This is a genomic window from Jiella mangrovi (genome assembly GCF_017815135.1).
Taxonomy (GTDB): domain Bacteria; phylum Pseudomonadota; class Alphaproteobacteria; order Rhizobiales; family Rhizobiaceae; genus Jiella; species Jiella mangrovi.
In genome coordinates, this window is the sequence record NZ_JAGJCF010000005.1 from 219,119 (window position 1) to 237,882 (window position 18,764).

The following is an 18,764-nucleotide window of genomic DNA, read 5'->3' on the forward strand; positions in this document are numbered from 1 at the left end:
CACTGCGCCGCAAAGGCGTTGAGATCCAGCTCCGCGTCACTCCACCTCCACCACAAATGCCCCGTCCTCGCCGAGCCCCACGCGCGCCGTTTTCGCCTTATCGCCGGACACCATACGGTCGAGGAATTTTCGCGACAGCTCCGGCAACAGGGTCTGGGTGATGATCCGGTCGATCATCCGGCCGCCGGACTGCGGATCGCGGCAGCGCTCGACGATGGCGGTGACCACGATGTCGTCGATTGTGAGCGCCGCGCCCCGGCTTTCCTCGACCCGCCTGACGATGCGGGCGAGCTGCAGCCGCACGATCTCCTCCAGCATGCTCGGCGACAGCGGTCGGTAGGGCACCGTCACCATCCGGCCGATCAGGGCCGGGGGGAAGACGGTCAGAAGCTCCGGCCGAAGCATCTCGTCTAGGCTTTCGGCCGGGACGTCGCGCAGGCCCGCGTCGCTCGCCTGCATGATCACCTCGGTGCCGACATTGGAGGTGAGGATGATCAGCGTGTTGCGAAAGTCGATGCGCCGGCCGGTTCCGTCCTCCATCCAGCCCTTGTCGAAGACCTGGAAGAACAGTTCGTGGACGTCGGGATGGGCCTTTTCGACCTCGTCGAGCAGGACGACGCAATAGGGCCGCCGCCGCACCGCCTCGGTCAGCCGCCCGCCCTCGCCATAGCCGACATAGCCGGGCGGCGCGCCTTTCAGAAGCGAGACTGTGTGGGCCTCCTGAAACTCCGACATGTTGATGGTGACGAGGTTCTGCTCGCCGCCATGGAGCGTTTCGGCCAGCGCCAGCGCCGTCTCCGTCTTGCCGACACCCGAGGGGCCGCAAAGCAGGAAGACGCCGACGGGCTTGCTCGGATCGTCGAGGCCGGCGCGGCTCGTCTCTATCCGCCGTGCAATGGTTTCGAGCCCGTGATCCTGGCCGACGACGCGCTTTTTCAGAAGGTCGGCGAGGCCGAGCACGGTCGCGATCTCGTCGCGCATCATCCGGCCGACCGGAATGCCGGTCCAGTCGGAAACGACGGAGGCGACGGCGTCGGCATCGACATGAGCGTGGATCATCCGCCGGTCGGGATCGATGGCGGCGAGGGCGCGCAGGGCTTCGTCGAGCTCTTCTTCTGCCGCCCGGATGTCTGCTGAAGCCTGTGGCGCTTCGCCCGGCTCGGACGCCGGTGCATTGGTCGAAGGAGCTTGGTCGGTCTGGACGGCCAGCCTGCCGGTCAGCGCAGTGATGCGTCCGACCAGCTCGGCCTCCTCTTCATGCGCGGCGACAAGATCGGCGCGAAGCGCCGTCTTTTCGGCAATCGCAGCTTCGATGGCGACGGGCCTTTCGCTCACGGGCCGGATAGCGGCCTCCCGGCCGAGCGCGTGCCTCTCGGCGTCCAGGGCTTCGATGGCGGCAGAAAGATCGGCGATCGCCGCCGGTGTCGTCGACTGGCTGATCGCAACGCGGGCGGCGGCGGTATCGAGAAGGCTGACGGCCTTGTCGGGAAGCTGGCGGGCGGGAATATAGCGGGCCGAGAGCGCCACGGCGGCGGTGACGGCCTCGTCCAGAATGCGCACCTTGTGATGGCGTTCCATCGGCACAGCCAGCCCGCGCAGCATGATCGCGGCGCGGGCGATGTCCGGCTCGCCGATCTCGATCGGCTGGAACCGTCTCGTCAGGGCCGGGTCGCTCTCGATATGGGCACGATATTCGGCAAATGTCGTTGCGCCGATGGTTCGCAGCGTGCCACGCGCCAGCGCCGGCTTGAGGAGATTGGCGGCATCGCCGGTGCCCTTGGCGCCGCCGGCGCCGATCAGCGTGTGGACCTCGTCGATGAAGAGGATGATCGGCTCCGGCGAGCCCTGCACCTCATCGATCAGCGCCCGCAGACGCGTTTCGAAATCGCCCTTAACCCCGGCGCCCGCCTGCATCAGTCCGACGTCGAGGGAAAACAGCCGGACACCGCGAAGGACGGGCGGCACGTCGCCGCTCGCGATCCGTTGGGCAAATCCTTCGACGACGGCGGTCTTGCCGACGCCGGCCTCGCCGGTGAGCAACGGATTGTTCTGGCGCCGTCGCAGGAGGACGTCGACGATCTGGCGGATCTCGTGGTCGCGGCCGACAACGGGGTCCATTCGGCCGCTCTCGGCTTCCCCAGTCAGATCGGTGGCGAAGCGGGCAAGGGCCGAATCTCCCGACGGCCGGGATCTGGGTGCTGTCGACGTTGCTCCCCTCGGCGCCGCCCGATCGCTCACGGCTTCGGCCGAGCGTGGCCATGTCCGCTCGGCAATCCGGAGCAGGGCGTCGGGATCGAGATCGCCGAGAGATGGCGAACACCGCCGCAGGGCCTTTCTCAGAGCTTCGTCCTTCAGCATGCCGATCAGGACATGACCGCTTCTCAGCACCGTTTCGTCGAAGAGAAGGGACGCATAGAGCCAGCCGGCGCGCAGGCCGGCATTCAGTGCCGTGCCGACGGATGGCTTGCGGGTGATGTTTGCCCGCAGGTCGCCGATCGCTTCGGCCAGCTCTTTCAGGACCAGATCGCGATCGATGCCTATTTCATCGAGACTGAGGCTGACATCGGTGAGATCCTCCGCCAGCAGGTGATAGAACCAGTGCTCCGGCTCGGCGTCCCTGTGGCCGGCATTCTTGGCGTGATTGTAACCGTCCTCGAACGCCTTGCGGGCGGGGGACGAAAGGCGCCCCAACAGGTCGGCATAGCTGATCTCGGTCATGCCGGATTCTCCTTGCCTTAGAGCGCCGTGTGTCCGACGGGAGGCACAAAGGACGCTCTAAACCATTGAATCTCCGCATCGTGCTTTCCGAAAATCGATTCCGATCTTCGGGCCGATGCTGCAAGCGGTGGCTTTCAGGGCGGGGACGTAGCGGGCGTCGAAGCGATAGGGCGCGTCGTCCCGGGTCCCGGCGGCCGGATCGGGCGGCGGCCCGACCCAGCCGGTGAGGCCGAGTTCGCCGGACTTGCCGAGGCACATCGGCGGCGTCAGCCCGGCGGGGATGCCAAGGCGGACTTCCGCCTCGACGCGCCGGCCGAGGGCGAGGAAGACGAGCTCGGCCAGCGCGCCGGCCAGCCGCCCGCCGGGCAGAAGCGCGCGATATTCGGCGAGATTTGTCGCCCGGATCTCGATCGCTATCTTGTCGGCGAGGGAGAGCTGGCGCGTCCCGATCGCCGTGTCGCGCCCAAGGCTCGATCGTCCGACACCGAGCGCCGTCTGTTCGTCCGGCTCGAAGATCAGCCAGCTCGGCACCCGCTCGACGATGGTCGCCCTGATGCCGAGCGCGCCGGACAGAAGCTGCGAAAGCTGCGCGGGCGTCTTTGCCCGCTTCGACAAAAGGCCGGCAAAGCCGAGGCGCGCCGCCTTGCTCATGGGCGAGGCACGGCCGTCTTCGGCTGCGCCGCCCGAAAGGCTCGCCAGGTAGAAGCCGAAGCGATCCTCGGTCGGCCGGTCGTTCTGGGTGATCGCGCGGGCATCGGCGAAGGCCCGGAAGAAAAGCTGCAGGAAGCGGTTCGAGACGATCTCGGAAAAGCGCAGGAAGGACGGATCCTGCGCATCCCGCCAGGCAATCGCTTCCAGCGTCGTCGAAAGCGGCAGCGCCCCCTGCGGCCCGAAGAAGCCGAGAAATCGCGTCATCACATGCGGGCGGCCGGCGTGATCCTCGATGGAAGCCAGATTTCCGAGGGGAAATTCGACGTAAGGCTCCTGGCCGAGCGTCACGCAGTCCTCGCGGATCGTGCGGCTCTTTCCGATCCGGGGCAATGCGCCGGCGCCGCGTTCGATGGCGCGCAAAAGCACGATGAGATCGATGGCGTCGGGATTTTTGCGGGCGCGTGCCGCGAGCGAACCGTCTGGCGGTGCGATGGCCTCGCCGGGCGCTGTCTCCGCCGGCTCCGGCGAAAGGGGCGGGACGGGGGGCGGCTCGCTCAAAACACCGCCCCGGTTCCCGAGCGTGGAGGCCAGCGTTTGACGACGCCTCGGGCGGGTGTCGTGATCACCGTCTCGGTGAAGGAATTCACGCTGGAAAGATCGGCGAAGAACCGCTCCATGACGGCGCCGAACAGCATCACTCCGACGCCTTCGAAGGCGGCGTCGTCGAGCCGCAGCGTCACTGCGATGCCGCGTGCGCCGTGAAAGCCGTCCGGCCGGCGCAGCCGCCGGGTCACCGGCTGGCAGGAAAGCGCCAGAATACCGCGCAGCCGGCGCTCGGTGGCCGCCTCTGACAGGTCGGCATAAAGCGACAGGACCGCACGCAGTGCCTCGGCACCGGCTGCCGGGTCATGGCTGGCGAGGCCGCTGTGGGAAAACGACAGAAAACCGATCAGCCGCCACAGGCTTTCGCCGCGCTCGGGCCCGCCGCCCGGCTGCGGATGCGCGACGATCGACCGGCGTGGCTCGGTCGGCCCGACGATGGCTCGAAGCGGCGTCTCGCTGTCGCCGTAGAGCCGCATCTGGCCGCCATCGGGCAGGCGCGACAGCTCGCCGGCGAGGTGGCGGTTGGAGCAGAGCGCGGTGACGGCGAGTTCCCGCGGGGCACGATCGGCTTCAAGGGTGGAGCTCTCGCCCAGCATCAGGAACAGATCGGTTCCGCGATAGACCGGTCCCGAACCGTGTCGGCGCTCCTGGTCGGTCAGTCGCCGCGGCAGGCGCCGGGTGGTGAAGGTCAACGCCGCACCAGAAGGCCCGCCCGACGCGGGCGCTGCCCTTTCGCTTGCGACGTCGGGCGCGGCGGCGGGCGCATGCAGCGGCAGGACGGCGGCGCCCTCGGCCTTGCCTGCGTAGATCGCGGAGACCCTTGTCACCCGGTGCGGCTCGTATTCCAGAAGCGCGCTTCGATCCGGCACCACCTGGTGCTCGAAACGCTCCGGAGACAGGCGGATGCGATCGCAGTGCTTCTCGAAGAGATTGACCGCCGGCGCTGCGTAAAGTCGGAAACTTCGCTCCGACACCCGCGCGGCAAGCGTCGGATCGACGTCCGAGAACTCGAAGACGAGGTCGATTTCGCTGGACGAGACCCCCTTGAGAGCCCACGAAAGCCCGGTCAGGCGGAAGGCGAGATACTTGTCTGGAAAGGCGAAGAATTCGCGCAGCAGCGCAAGCCCCGGCGAAACGCGATCGTCGGCGGGAAAGAGGCTCTCGTCGCGGGAAAAGCCGATCGGCTCGATTGCGGTCAACGGCAGACGAGAAAAGCGCGGATCGCCATTGTCGTCGACGTGACGGATCGCGATCCCCTCGAGCCTTGCAAAGAGCTGTTCGTAGATCGCGTCGCGCTCAGCGCGTGCCCCGACTATGTGGAAGGTGAGATCGTCGATTCCGAGAGCGGCGAACCCTTTCTTGCCGCCGACCTGCGATCCCGAGGAATCAAGGCGCTGCAGCGTGATCTTCAGGCCCGCCATGACGCTCGGTCCGGCGCCGGCGTGCAGGGCCTGCATCGACGCCGTGGAGGGCAGATAAGCGGCCGCCTCGAGCGCGAGAGGCCAGCGGCTGATCGGGCTCGCCAGCCGAAACCTGCAGGCGACGCCGCGCTTGGCGTCGCGATGCGTGCTCTCCATGATCGCGCCGGCCGGGGCAATGCGCGGCCCGGAGGAGGCGTCACCGCCAGGCAGTGGCTCCGCCTCGACGAGGGCGCAGGAGGGCACCGGCTCCAGATGGCCGGGCAGAAGCTGGTCGAGGAGCTCGTTCGTGAAGGTCGCGAACTCGGCCTTGAGCTGCAACTGCACCCGGGCCGCCATGAAAGCGGCGCCTTCGAGCAGCGCCTTGATGCCGGGATCGGCGGTTTCGCGGTTGAGGCCGCCCAGCCGTTCGGCGACGCCTGGAAACTCCGCCGCGAAATCGGCGGCCCGCTCGTAGAGGATGGCGAGTTCTTCTTCGAAGGATGAAAGCAGCTGGTCGTCCATGGCAGGGCTCAGGGCGAAAGCGCAGGGGCGTCGATGCGAACCCTGCCGGCAGTCACGTCGAGATCGGCATGGAAGGCGACGGCGATGGGCTGCGGCATGAAGGCGATCTCGCCGGAAACATCGAGGCGCAGCCGCCGCGAGACGTCCTCGTAACCGCCGGCATCGGCCGGATTGGCGCTGTGGGACGCGGCGACCACGAGGCTGTCTGCGATCAGCCGTGGCTCGTGCCGCAGAAGCGCCCGCCGCAGACTGACGGCAAGCTCGTCGAGCGCGCCCGGCTCCGCGCTCAGGCGGGTGATGTCCGCAAGACCGTAATTGAGGATCGAGGCGGCGGTCCGGGGATGGTCGGAGAGATCGACGCAAGATGCGAGATCGACGGTGTTGACGAGGGCGTCGAGGCCGGCGACGAAGCTCCTGAGAATGTCCTGCCGGGTCGCGGTGCGTCCTGGCGCCGTGAGCCTGTCCGGTTCGCTCGCACCGCGCTCACGCTGGTTCACGCGGCCGGGCTGCCGTTCGTGCTTGCCCTGATGCGGCTTTGCGAAGACCAGCATCAGCGGGGCCTGGTAGCGGTCCTGCGGGGATCGGGGCGGCATCGGGCATCTCCGGCATGGCCGTGACTTCAGAAAGATCTCATCGGGTAAGGGTATCGGCGGGTACGGGTATCGGCGCGCGGGATGGCGGCGTTGACGGTGCTTCGCGTAGCCGCCTTTCTGTCAGTGGCCGACATTGGCGGCGATGTCCCACGTCGCCTCGGTCGCTGCGCCGGGCGTGCCCTGCCGGGTCTGTTCGGTATAGGTGACGGTGAATTTGCGGAAGTTCAGCGTCACCGTTTCCTGGAGCTGATCGAGCCCGTCGGCCGACCCGCCGGTAGCGTAGGACGAGATGATGAGGTCGGTCATCATCAGCTTGAAATACTCGACCGGCGCGTCGCCGCCTGCCTTGCGGATGGTCAGGAGCGCCTGGGGAATGTGCTTGCCGTTGGAGCAGAACCGCAGGATGTTCGTCGTCGCCTTGTCGCAGTTCTTGGTGAAGGTGATGTCCTGCACCGCGACCTTGCCCGAGCCGGCGCCGGGGCCCATGTGAGTCGTGCCGCTCTGGGCGAGCCCCCAGCTCCAGGCGAGAATTCGGATCTCGCCCGCATGCGTGGCGTCTTGGGATTCTCCGGGAATACCCTCGATCTTCAGAAAAATGTCGACGGCCATTTCGCGTCTCCAGTGGTGCTCGGACAGTCCGTCCAGCGATAGCGATGTCTGACTGGCTTCGTCCCTTGCGCGGCGTCACCGCTGGAATTCGGCCGGGCGATGCCGTGCAAAGGTTCAGGTCGCGAAGGCCTCAGGCCGAGTCGCTCTTGGGCAGCTTCGAAACGAGGCTGAGGCCGATATCGACGGATTCGAGCTGGAAATGCGGGCGCAGATAGAATTTCGCGCCGTAATGGCCGGGGTTTTCCTCGTCGGGGAAAACGTCGACCCGCGCCTCCGCGAGCGGCCGCTTGGCCTTGGCCGCATCCGTGGAATTCCGCGGGTCGCCGTCGACATACTGGTAGATCCAGGTCTGCAGCCAGTTCTGCAGCTTCTCCTGTTCCTTGTAGGTGCCGATGTGGTCGCGGACCATCTGCTTGAGGTAATGGGCGAACCGCGACACCGCGAACATGTAGGTGAGCCGGGAGGACAGCTTGTCCGAGGCGGTGGCGTCGGCGTCGTTTTCGTAGAGTTTCGGTTGATACAGCGACTGAGCACCGATGAAGGCAGCCCTGTCGGTGTTCTTGCGATGAACCAGCGGCAGCAGCCCGGCGGCGTTGAGCTCCGCCTCGCGGCGGTCGGGAATTGCGACTTCGGTCGGACATTTGAGGTCGAGCATCTTGCCCGAACTCCCCGTCGGATCGCTGGTCGCAAAGGCATGGGTGGGAAGATCCGAGACTTCGCCGCCGGAATTGACGCCCATGATCTGGACCGTCCAGCCATATTCCTTGAAGGCCCTGTTGATGTTGGCTCCATAGGCGTAGGCAGCGTTCATCCACGCATATTTCTGGCCGGTATGGCCGTCGGTCTCCTCTTCGAAGCCGAAGGCCTCGACGGGTATCGATTTCGCGCCGTATGGTTCGCGGGACAGGACGCGCGGCATGCAAAGGCCGAGATAGCGGGAGTTCTCGGAGGCCCGTAGGGATTTCCAGTCGGCGAAGTCCGGCCTGTCGATGAGGGTCGAGATGTCTCGCGGCTTGCCGAGCTCGTTCCAGCTTTCCATGTCGAGGAGGGCGGGGCCGGCGGAGGCGATGAAGGGGCAGTGGGAAGCCGCAGCGATCTTGCCGAGATGGCGCAGAAGCGCGATGTCGGTCGGTGACTTCTCGAAATAGTAGTCGCAGATGATCGCGCCGAAGGGCTGGCCGCCGAGCTGGCCGAACTCCGCCTCGTAGATTTCCATGAAGAGCGGGCTCTGGTCCCAGCGGCCGTAGCGATAGCTTTCCAGCTCGTTGTAGAGCTCCGTCTTGCCGACATTCATCACCTTGATCTTCAGGCTCGCGTCGGTCTCGGAGTTGGTGACGAGATATTCCAGACCCCGCCAGGCGCTCTCGATCTCCTGAAAAGTGGGGTGATGGATGATCGCGTTCACCTGCGCGGACAGTGTCTTGTCGAGACGGGAAATCAGATCGTCGAGCGTCTTGTAGACGTCGGAATCGACGAGGTCGGCGTGCTCCAGAGCCTCCGCGATCAGGGTGTCGAAGGCGCGATCGACCTCCTTTTCCCTCGCCTCGGACTTCGTCGGATTGATGCTCTGCTTCAAGAGCTCGGCAAAGGCGTCGCCCTCGCTTTCCTCCAGATAGGCGGTCTCGGCCTCGATCTCGATCGCGGTGGACTGGGTATCGCTCATTGCCCATTCTCCTCTGGTCGCATCGGTTCAGGCGCCGTCGCCGGACTGGTCGCTCTCGGCGGCGTGGCCGTTGCCAGCCGCCGTCCAGCCGGTGACGCGGCGGTCCTTGATCGTCGCCATCAGCGCGGGATCGGACAGAAGCTTCCGCAAAAGGTTCTCTGCCTCGACGCGGCCAGTCATGTAGCTGCGCAAGTTCGAGAGCTGCTGGCGCGCTTCGAGAAGACGGTTCAGAGCCTCGACGTTCTTCGCGATCTTCGCCGGGCTGAAGTCGTCCATGGAGCGGAAGTCGAGCTTGACGGAGAGGCGGTCGCTGCCCCCTTCACCCAGCTTGTTCTCGACGGCGAAGCGCACGCCTGGCTTCACCATGCCCATGAATTCGTCGAAGGTTTCCATGTCGACCTGTTCGAGTTTGCGCTCGCCCACCGGCGGCTTCTCGACTTCTGGCGCGTTTCCTGAAAGGTCCGCCATCACACCCATGACGAAGGGCAGTTCGACCCGGCGGTTGGCATCGTGCGGATCCTCGTAGGAGATATGCACGCGCGGACGGCGGTTGCGCCCGATGAAGTCCTGAGCGGAATCGGAGGCCATGGACGTTGCTCCCTGACGTTGCGATATCTGAAAGCAAGCCAGAGTTGTATAAGAAAGTCAAACAAAACCTATAAGGGTTTTCCTGCGCCGTTCGTGTCGGTCTCATTCGCCTTTCGGGAACGATGACGGGAACAGATGCGGCATCAGGGCGAGGAAGTCGCTGCCGATGAGACCGCGCGCGCGGGCGAGCAGGATCGGGACCGGGCTGGAGGGCTCGGCGAGCCGGACATAGGCCTCGACGCTGGCGATCAGCGATGCGGCGCCGTCCCGGTTTTTGGCCACGAAGCGCGGGTCGGCCGGTGCCGCAGGCGTCGCTGTCGCGGAGGCCGTCATGTCTGCCGCAGAGATCGCGCTGTCGTTCAAGGCCTGCAGCCGTTCAAGATCGAGCGCGAGCCCCGGCGGGCCGTCGATCGTCAGCGTGGCCGAGCCGATCAGCTGCGGTGCCAGAATCTGCAAGGCTTCGATCAGCGGTCGTCCGAGCAGCATGCGGGCCTGATGGACGAGGAGAAGGGCCGGGGACGACGGCTCCGATCCGGCAAAGTAATGTTCGGCCCCGATGAGAGCCAGGCGGGCTTCGCCGTGATGGCCGATCGGGATCGTCGCCAGCGCCGAAAGTCCGGGAGGCGGCTGCGGCGAGCTCGAAACTGCGCCAGCCGCGACGCTCGCGGCGTCTTCGCTGGCATCGGGCGTCTTGCCTGAGGCTTCGTCGAGCAGCGCCGCGATACGCGCGACCGTGCCGAGAAAAGCCTTCATCTGCGGTGCCTCGCCAGCCTCGCCATTGGCGACGAAGGTCGCCTTGATCGCTTCGAGGCTGTCCTTGATCGTCGTGACGTACCCGCGAAGCGCTTCGACCGCCTTCAGGTTTTGAGCATCGGCGAGGACGGCGCGGATCCTCGTTTCATCGAGCGTCGTCTCGTCCGCGCGAGCACGCGCTTCCCCGATCGCGATCAGGAAGTCGCGAAAGCGGATGACGCCGGCACGCCGGTCGGTCACAAGCGGCACGAATTGCAGGGGGATGGGGCCGAAGGCAGGCGGATCGAAAGCCTCGTACTCGGCCCGCCGCTGCGAGGGCGCGCGTGGGTGAACGTCGTTCCAGCGGGCTTCGAGGAGCTTTGCGGAAAGTTCGATCGCGCCGGCAAAGCCCCCGATATTTCCGGTCAGGAGCAGGAGCCGCGCCTCCAACAGCACGAAGCGCAGATCGCGGGAGCGAGACAGGAGGGCTGCGATCGCCTCGCGCCCGTCGCGCAGCTTGATCTCTCGTGGCTCGAAGGCGCGACCGTCATCGCGCGTCAACAGGCCGCCCGGAAAGCTGGTCGGCAAGAGCGCTTCGATCCGGTCGCGAAACGTCAGAAAATCAGGGTCTCCGGCTGCGACGAGATCGGGACCGCAAGGCTCGTCGTCAAACAGGGGTTCGAGCAATGCCGCCTGATCGACCATCCCGCGCCTCGCTGGTTTCGATGATTGTGTGCGCGATTACTGAACGCTAACGCGCATCTCGACGCGCCGATTGACGGGATCGAAAGGGTTCGAAACCCGCGGCACGCGCTCGCCGAGGCCGAGCGCCGAGATCTTGCCCGGCTCTATCCCGTGAGCCAGAAGATAGGCACGGACGGATTCGGCGCGGCGGCGCGACAGGTCCTGATTGTACCAGTCGGCGCCGCGAGCATCGGTATGCCCCTCGATGACGAACTGGACCGCGCGCAGCCTCTGATCGGTCAGCGCCGCAGCCATCTCCCGAAGGTTCTCCCGCGCCGTTGGCGTCAGCATGGCCGAATCGTAGTCGAAGTTGATCAGAAGATCCCAGCCGGTAGGACGTGGCTCGGCCTTTCCACACTCGGATTCGAGGCCGACGCAGATGCCCCGCGTTCCCGCCATCCGCATGGAGCGCGACTTGCCGAGGCCCTTCACCTCATTGGCGGACTTGACGAAGAACTCGGCGATGTCGCGCCGATCATAGGCAGGATCGGAAGCCGCCGGTCCGGCCATGGAAAACAACGCGACGAGTGGTGCCGCCAGGCAGATGGACAGGATCGATCGTCTCGACATGAGCGCCCTCTCCGGTTGGTAATGTTCTCGCTTTGCGTGTATTATCTAAAAGATTTCACGCCATGGTGTCAACGAACCGGGAAGCTGCGCGTCATCAGACCTCAGGCCGGTCCATCTTTTGCCGACTCGACGAGATGCTCCTTGTCGCGCTCGTGCCATCCGGCGATCGCGCGCCGTCACCGCCGACGGGAACGCGCGTTTTCGTCGTAGATCTCGCGAAAATACTGGAGGAACACGTCGAGCATGCCGTGTTCAAAGGGCTCGGTCTTGGCATCCCAGCGGTTGACGAACAGGTCCCAGGCCTGGGCCTTCCTCGAAAAGGGCATCACCGAAGAGGGCAGCCGCGCCGTGATCGCTTCGGGTGAGAGGTCGTCGATGAGGCGCTTCAGAGCCTTCTGCATGGCGGCGAAGGTGATCAGCTCATGCTGCGAGAGGTCGTTAAACGCTTCCTCGAAACTCTCGGAAGGGGCGAGATAGCCGGGGCCGTCGGCGCCGAACATCTTGGCGAGTGCGCCTTGCGGGTTCGGCGAGAACTTCAAGGCGTTGTTCCCCATCGCCTCGATCGTCGTGCGGTCGCCGCTGCGGGTGACGGTCTTGGCCTTCGCCCGCATCCGCAGCAGTTCACCGACGCCGCCGGTGACGAGAGACAGAAGGGTGCCGATCTCTCTCGCGACCTCCTCGGGCGGCCGACCGGAAAAGATCGTGGGATCGAGGCCCGCAGCCTGTGCCATCGCGGAGAGGAGCCGCTCGGCCTCTCGCGGCGATGATGGCTCCGTGACTTGCGCTGTGAAGTCGGCTTCCATCGACGCAGGACGATGCGCGACATCGCGCACCGCACCGGTGCTCTGTTCGGCAGCCCTCGGCTCGCGTTCGGACCACTCATCCCGTCGGCGTCGAGCGGCAACCGACGGCGCCGGGCGCACCGGCTCGGCGCGGGCAGGGGACGCATTGATTTCGAACGGATCGTCCTCTTCGTCGAAGGGCTGCGAAGGCTCGGTGCCGCCACTGCCGAACCTTTGGTCATACTCTTCGAATGCGCGCGGTTCGCCATGGCTGCCTCTAGCCTCGGCATCATCCGACCAGTCCGTTGGAGCCGGCCTGAAGGCGTCCGCCGGGCTCGCTCCGGGGCCTTGCAGCACGAAGTCGATCGGCTCCTGCCCGAATGCCGGCGGGTTCGGCTGCGGTGCCGGCCGGAGTTCGATCGGTGGCGGGACCGGGCCGTCGATCGACCAGGGGTCCGACGCATCCGCGATCGCCGCCGCCGGACGAGGCGGCTCTCTCCATGCGTTGCCGGCCGTGGCGAGGCGCGGCTCGTCATCTTCCCATCCACCGACGGTAGCGCTGATCTGGACCGTCACATGATATTGTCCGATGAGAAGCCGGTCGCCGCTTTCGAGGCGCCTTGGGCCCGGCAGGCGGTTGTCGGAGCCGTTCACGAAGGTGCCGTTTGTCGAATGGTCGATCAGGACGAAACCGCCGTCCTCGAAGCGGATCTCGCAATGGCGGCTGGAGACGAACCGGTCCGGATCGGGCAACACCCAGTCTCGCGGCGGCTCGCGTCCGATCTCGAACGTTCGGTCGGTGGCGCTGAAGCTCACCGGCCCGCCATTGTCGAGCCGGTCGAGATTTTCGAGGACGAGGTCGATGCGCATGACGGGCTCCTGACGTCTTTCAGATCTCGCGGCCGGCGGCGATCGCGGCGGCGATGCGTCGGCCGAGACGGACGAATTCGCCGAGCGTGTCCGACCGCTCGGCAAGATCGCACCTCGCCAGGAGCCCCAGCACTCCGGCATTGACCGCTCTCGGCGTGGCGAAGGAAGGGGCAAGAAGCGGGGGAAGGTCGGGCGCCGATATGCTGCCGGAGCTCCAGCCGAGAGCGAGCGCGATCCACACCGCCGGGCTGCGCGGGCGGATGGGCTCGGCGATCTCCAGAATCTCGCGGCGCAGGATCTCTCTGCTTCCGTCTTGCCCGCCTTGCGCAACCCAGTCGCCGATGAGGCTTTCGAGGGTCTGATCGATGGCCGTTTGCCCGCTTGGCCGTGCTTGAAGGCATCGATGCCCCCATGCGACCGACGCGGAGGGCGGCAGGACGTAGGCGCAGAACGTGATCGCCTCTTCCGGCGTCGCAGATGACAGCAGGCCTGCCAGGAAATCCGGGCAGCTCTCGGCCGTCGGTCGGGCGCACATGTCGTCGCCGATTTCCGGGATGGCGGAGAAGACTTCGCGGGCAAGCACGGGCAGCACCATCTTCTCCCGTGCCACCGGCCGATCGATCTCCGCCGGCTGTGACGCGATGGGTTCGGCCGGCGCGCTCATGTGTTGATCTTCACCAGGTTGCCCCTGATATCCATCACGACGCCGGCCTTGTGTTCGGACGTCATGCCGGCATCCGATGAGAAATCCTGCGAAGCCTTGATCGCGACGTTCGGGGACTGGATGGTGATCGACTGGCCGTCGATGACGATCGAACTCGCGCCGACCCTCAGCGTGATCTGCCGGCCAGCCGTCACGGTCAGATCACGACCGATATCGAGCGTGTCGTCCCGGCCGATGGATGTCTCCCGGTCGTTCAGCACGCGGCGCCGTTCGTCGTGGAGCACCTTGGCCTCGAGGTCGTACTGGGCGTGCAGCCGAACCAGCTCGTTGCCCTTGGTGTCATCGACGGCGAGTTCGTTGTAGCCACCACCCCCGAGGGTCGAACTGGATTTCCAACCGGCGATGTTCTTCTGGTCGCCGAGCGGATAGGGCGGCTTGTTCTCGCCATTGTAGACGCAGCCGGTGACCACCGGGCGATCGGGATCGCCGTCGAGGAAGTCGACGATCACTTCCATGCCGACGCGGGGAATGAAGATGCCGCCAAAGCCCTTGCCGGCCCAGACCTGGGTGACGCGGCACCGCATCGACTGATCGCGCTTGCGGTCCCAGTGAAAGCGCACGAGGACACGGCCGTGCTCGTCGCAGTCGATCTCGCCCTCGCCGACGACGATCGCCGTCTGCGGGCCGGGCGCTCGCGGCCTCGGGATCGTCGCTAAGGGCACGAAGGGAATGTTCGAGGGCAGGAGCGTATGGATCCCCTCATAGGAATCCTCGTCGCCGGACGCCCCGCTGATATAGTCCTCCGCCCGGTAGTGATGGCTTGCCGAAAGCGTCAGATATTCGCGGTTGAGCGAACCCGTCGGATGATTGTCGAGCTCGACGAGATGGCCCGGCGAGAGGCTCATGCAGTCGCCTTCTGCGGTAAGCTGCCGGTCGAGGCCGCGCGTCGCCTCCATCCGTCTGCGCGAGATCTCCTCGCCGTCGCCGCGTTCGGTGTAGCGGCCGGGAAAGCGATAGACCTCGAGATCGCCATGAGCGTGGTCGGTGTCGCCGCGCCTTTCCGCCTTGAGGTCGGCGCTCGGCTTCTTGAAGTCGTAGTCGCCGATGCTCGAGCGGCCGTGGGTGAACCGGCGGCTGGCGACGACGCGCGAGATATGTTCCTCGTCGCGTCGATACTGACGGTTAAGCGGATAGTATCGTCTGACTGCGCCCGGCACCGGGTCATAGCCGGAGATGCCGTCTGCCATGACGAGCGTGTGCTCGCCGCGGCCATGGCGGAAGTAGTAGGCGATCCCATAGGCCTGCATCAATCTCTGGCAGAAATCGAAGTCGCTCTCTTCGAACTGCACAGTGTATTCGAGCGTCGGATAGGAACGGGTGAGACGCTGCTCGAAGCGGGCCAGTCCGCCATGCTCGGAAAACACCTTCGCGACGATCTCGGGGGCGGTCATCTCGTGGAAGATGAGCCGGTTCACACGATGCGCGAGGAGTTCGAACCAGGGTCTGAGGGTCAGCTGATAGCGATAGGCGCCTTCCTCGGCGCCCAGCCATTCGGCGGCGGTGAGAAGACCATCGAAATAGCGCACCCCGTCGCGGATCGTATTCAGTCTGACGGTGCAATGCTCACCGATTGCCGAGGCGAAATCGAGGTCGGGTTGCTTCGACAGGGCATCGACGCGCAGTTCGAAATTTTCGCTGATCGCTTCGGTCCCGGTCAGCCGGTGGAGCACCAGGACATCCTCGCCGAACGGTGTCGTCAATTCACCGATGCGCGTTCGTTGCAGCAGCGATCCGCTCATCGACCTGTGCCGTCCCCCGTGCTTTCGAACTGTCGTCCCGATACCGAACGCGGCGACCATGCCGCTCGGTCGAGCCCGACGGGCCGATATGCTCGACCATCGCAGCCTAGCAAAGGAAGCGCGGCGTCAACAACCTGTATGTGAATTATCGAAGAAAAATCTCGTTATGCGAGTGTATCACGTCGCGGCAAACGAGCCGCCGAGCCTTCGCGGCGGGTAAGCGTCAAACCGGATTTCGGTGCAAATTGCCGGTGTCTCGGTACGCGGCCGGGGCTTGCCCGTCAGGCCGCGTTCTGCGCCATGGCGTTGGTCATCAGCGCGTAGATGGCGCTCGCGTCTCTCGTGGCGCGGATCTCGTCGACAATGGTGCGGTTGCGCAGAAGCCGCGCAACCTTGGAGAGCGCCTTCAGATGATCGGCGCCCGAGCCCTGAGGGGCAAGCAGCAGGAAAACGATGTCGACGGGCTGGTCGTCGAGAGCATCGAAGTCGACCGGACGGCTCAGGCGGGCGAACAGCCCGACGATCCGGTCGAGATCGGCAAGCTTGCCATGGGGAATGGCAATGCCGTTGCCGACCCCCGTCGAGCCGAGTTTCTCGCGGCCGAGGATCGTCTCGAAAATCTCGCGTTCCGAAATGCCGGTGAGCTCGGCTGCCTTGCCGGCCAGCTCCTGCAACACCTGCTTTTTCGAATTCGCCCTGAGGTCGGGCAGGATCGCACCGGGTTCAACCAGGGTATCGACATCCATAGAAGGCCTGCCTTCTCATTGCGGGCACGTCATCCTACTCGGCGCAGCTTATCGCGTCGTTACGATTCTCGCGAATAATTCGAGGGATCGACCCAGCCGTAATTGCCGTCGGGGCGGCGAAAGACGATGTTGAGGTCGCCCGAATGGGCATTTCTGAACAGGACGAAGGGGCTGTCCTGCCGGTCGAGCTCCATCACCGCGCCGGCGACCGAGTGGGTGCCGACCTTGAGCGTCGTCTCGGCGATGATCGCGGGAGCGTAGTCGGCGGGGATTTCCTCGGCCTCTTCCGGGATCGCGGCCATCACCTGATAGGCCATTTCCCGATGGCTGTTGTTCTGGTGGTCCTTCAGCCGACGCTTGTAACGGCGAAGACGCTTTTCGATGCGCTCCGCCGCTTCGTTGAAGCTGACGTCCGGATCATGGGCTTCGCCGGCGGCCTGAAACACCACGCCCGTATCAAGATGGACCACGCAGTCGGTCGCGAATCGGCTGGCTTCCTTCGACACGACGACGGTACCGGAGAAATTACCGTCGAAATATTTGTCGACCGCCTCGCCGAGTCGCTCCTCGATCCGCACGCGGAAGGCTTCGCCCATGTCCATGTGCTTTCCCGATACGCGCAAGGCCATTTGTATTCTCCTGTTCCTCGCCGTCGACGGACCGACCGCCCTGCAGCCGACCGCGGGTCGCGGCGTATTCCCATCTCACGTCCTTCCCCGCAGCCGCTCTTGCTTCGGCCCGCTGGAAGACGCATTCGGGAGTGGCGCCTTCTAGGAACGTCATACGAACCTGTCAACGCGCGCACCCAACAGGAAATTAGATATGGGACCCGGCCCGCAAGGAAAGCGGATGCCAAGTTCGTCATAGAAAGATGAACGGGCTGGCCGCCGCCAAAGACCCAGGCCGTCAGGACGCGAGCTGGCGTGCGTTCATTTCCCGCCGACGCTGGATCGACGAGGCGATCCCGAGGGCTTCGCGGTATTTCGCGACGGTTCGCCGGGCGAGATCGATGCCTTCCTTCTTGAGAACGCCGGCGATGTCGTCGTCGGACATGACGCTGCCGGCGCTCTCGGCGTCGATCAGGATCTTGATCCGATGCTTGACGCTCTCGGCCGAATGCGCGTCGCCGCCATTGGCCGAGGCGATCGCAACGGTGAAGAAGAAGCGCATCTCGAACGTTCCGCGCGGGGTGGCGATGTATTTCGTCGAGGTGACGCGGCTGACCGTCGATTCGTGCATGCCGATCGCTTCGGCGACCGACATCAGCGTCATCGGCCGCAATCCGCCGACCCCGTGGCTGAGGAAACCATCTTGGCGCCGGACGATCTCCGTCGCGACCTTGAGGATGGTCTTGGCGCGCTGATCGAGTGAGCGCACCAGCCAGTTCGCCGATTGCTGACATTCGCCGAGAAAGGCGAGGTCGCCATCGCTGAGCGCGCCGTCGCGGACGGCGGCGAGATAGGTATTGTCGACGATGACACGGGGCAGGGCGTCTGGATTGAGCTCCAACTGCCAGCCGCCGTCGGGCGCCTCCACGACGAAGACGTCCGGCACGATAGCCTCAGAGCCATCGTGATCGAAGGCATGGCCAGGCTTGGGATCAAGTCCCCGGATTTCCGCGAGGATATCCATGAGCCCTGGCTCGTCCTCGCCGGTGATGCGGCGAAGGGCCGGAAAATCGCGCCGCGCAAGAAGGTCGAGATTTTCCAGGACGGCGGCGATGACGGGGTCGTAGCGATCGCGGCGCTTGAGCTGAATGGCGAGGCATTCGGACAGGTCGCGGGCAAAGAGACCGGCTGGTGCCGCATCGTTCTGCAATCTGCGGATCACGGCGTCGACGATCTCAGGGCATTCGGTCAGGCTGGCGGCGGCCTCGTCTGCCGAAACCCGCAGATAGCCGCTCTCGTCCATGTGCTCGACCAGGAATGCGCCGATCCTGCGGGAGGGCTCGTCACCGAGGATGTCCGAGACTTCCTTCATCGCGTGGCCAAGCAGCGAGACGCGGCGATCGGCGAGATCCTCGATGCGAAAGTCGCCGTCCCCCGGGGAGGCTCGCTCCGACCCTCTGCGCGGGGACGATGTCGCGGGACGGCGCGGGGCCTGGCTTTGCGCCGCGGCTGGCGGATTGCGGTTCTCGCCGCCCACAGGCGCGCCGTTCAGGACCGGCGTTTGCGATGGTGTCTCCGCCGAAGCGCTGGCGCTCGGGGACAGCAGCGGATTGCGCTCCATCTGCATGTCCACGAAAGCCTGCAATTCCGTGTTGCTGTACTGCAGAAGACGGATCGACTGAAGAAGCTGGGGTGTCATCACCAGCGACTGTGATTGTCGGACCTGCAGCTTTGCGGAAAGTGCCATCTAAGTCGATCGAACTCGCTCTGGACTTGTATCTCGTGGACGTCATACCCGCGTCACCTGACACAGATGAGCCGGGCTTCGGAGAGCAAGCCGCGTGGCTCCCTCCCGGCCCGCATGGCGTCATCAAAGCGAGTCAGACGATATGTTGTCAATCG

The 18,764-nt window shown here is 65.3% G+C and carries 15 protein-coding genes; all 15 read right to left on the reverse strand.

Annotated elements, in window-relative coordinates:
- Positions 1-36: 36 nt before the first annotated feature.
- Positions 37-2,718, reverse strand: coding sequence for a type VI secretion system ATPase TssH (tssH, locus tag J6595_RS10080; RefSeq protein ID WP_209594340.1), 2,682 nt, complete (start codon positions 2,716-2,718; stop codon positions 37-39).
- Between the two features lie 57 nt (positions 2,719-2,775).
- Positions 2,776-3,927 carry a type VI secretion system baseplate subunit TssG gene (gene tssG, locus J6595_RS10085; RefSeq protein WP_209594341.1) on the reverse strand — a complete coding sequence of 384 codons (1,152 nt, stop codon included), beginning with the start codon at positions 3,925-3,927 and terminating at the stop codon, positions 2,776-2,778.
- Positions 3,924-5,894 carry a type VI secretion system baseplate subunit TssF gene (tssF, locus tag J6595_RS10090; protein ID WP_209594342.1) on the reverse strand — a complete coding sequence of 657 codons (1,971 nt, stop codon included), beginning with the start codon at positions 5,892-5,894 and terminating at the stop codon, positions 3,924-3,926. The genes tssG and tssF overlap by 4 nt, the downstream gene beginning before the upstream one ends.
- Positions 5,895-5,902: 8 nt before the next feature.
- A complete protein-coding gene (locus tag J6595_RS10095; protein ID WP_209594343.1) occupies positions 5,903-6,487 on the reverse strand; it encodes a type VI secretion system baseplate subunit TssE in 585 nt (194 codons plus the stop codon).
- 120 nt (positions 6,488-6,607) lie between these two features.
- Positions 6,608-7,096, reverse strand: coding sequence for an Hcp family type VI secretion system effector (locus J6595_RS10100; RefSeq protein WP_209594344.1), 489 nt, complete (start codon positions 7,094-7,096; stop codon positions 6,608-6,610).
- Between the two features lie 130 nt (positions 7,097-7,226).
- Complete coding sequence (gene tssC, locus J6595_RS10105; protein WP_209594345.1) at positions 7,227-8,759, reverse strand: type VI secretion system contractile sheath large subunit; 1,533 nt, start codon at positions 8,757-8,759, stop codon at positions 7,227-7,229.
- 27 nt (positions 8,760-8,786) lie between these two features.
- Positions 8,787-9,347, reverse strand: coding sequence for a type VI secretion system contractile sheath small subunit (gene tssB, locus J6595_RS10110; protein WP_209594346.1), 561 nt, complete (start codon positions 9,345-9,347; stop codon positions 8,787-8,789).
- A 102-nt stretch (positions 9,348-9,449) separates the two neighbouring features.
- The gene (locus J6595_RS10115) at positions 9,450-10,784 is read right to left on the reverse strand and encodes a type VI secretion system protein TssA (RefSeq protein WP_209594347.1); all 1,335 of its coding nucleotides are present in this window, start codon (positions 10,782-10,784) and stop codon (positions 9,450-9,452) included.
- A gap of 36 nt (positions 10,785-10,820) precedes the next feature.
- Positions 10,821-11,393 (reverse strand): OmpA family protein, encoded by a 573-nt coding sequence (locus tag J6595_RS10120; protein ID WP_245197987.1) that lies wholly within the window; start codon positions 11,391-11,393, stop codon positions 10,821-10,823.
- Positions 11,394-11,569: 176 nt separating this feature from the next.
- Entirely contained in the window at positions 11,570-13,045 is a 1,476-nt protein-coding gene (gene tagH, locus J6595_RS10125) for a type VI secretion system-associated FHA domain protein TagH (RefSeq protein ID WP_209594348.1), read from the reverse strand.
- A gap of 19 nt (positions 13,046-13,064) precedes the next feature.
- Positions 13,065-13,709 carry a DUF6931 family protein gene (locus J6595_RS10130; RefSeq protein ID WP_209594349.1) on the reverse strand — a complete coding sequence of 215 codons (645 nt, stop codon included), beginning with the start codon at positions 13,707-13,709 and terminating at the stop codon, positions 13,065-13,067.
- On the reverse strand, positions 13,706-15,508 hold the full coding sequence (locus J6595_RS10135) for a type VI secretion system Vgr family protein (protein ID WP_209594350.1): 1,803 nt from the start codon (positions 15,506-15,508) through the stop codon (positions 13,706-13,708). Before J6595_RS10135 ends, J6595_RS10130 begins: the two co-directional genes overlap by 4 nt.
- A 281-nt stretch (positions 15,509-15,789) precedes the next feature.
- Positions 15,790-16,254 (reverse strand): PTS IIA-like nitrogen regulatory protein PtsN, encoded by a 465-nt coding sequence (gene ptsN, locus J6595_RS10140; protein WP_209594351.1) that lies wholly within the window; start codon positions 16,252-16,254, stop codon positions 15,790-15,792.
- Between the two features lie 59 nt (positions 16,255-16,313).
- A complete protein-coding gene (hpf, locus tag J6595_RS10145) occupies positions 16,314-16,883 on the reverse strand; it encodes a ribosome hibernation-promoting factor, HPF/YfiA family (protein WP_209594352.1) in 570 nt (189 codons plus the stop codon).
- A gap of 277 nt (positions 16,884-17,160) precedes the next feature.
- Positions 17,161-18,609, reverse strand: a complete 1,449-nt coding sequence (gene rpoN / locus J6595_RS10150; RefSeq protein WP_209594353.1) for an RNA polymerase factor sigma-54 — start codon at positions 18,607-18,609, stop codon at positions 17,161-17,163.
- Between the last annotated feature and the right edge of the window lie 155 nt (positions 18,610-18,764).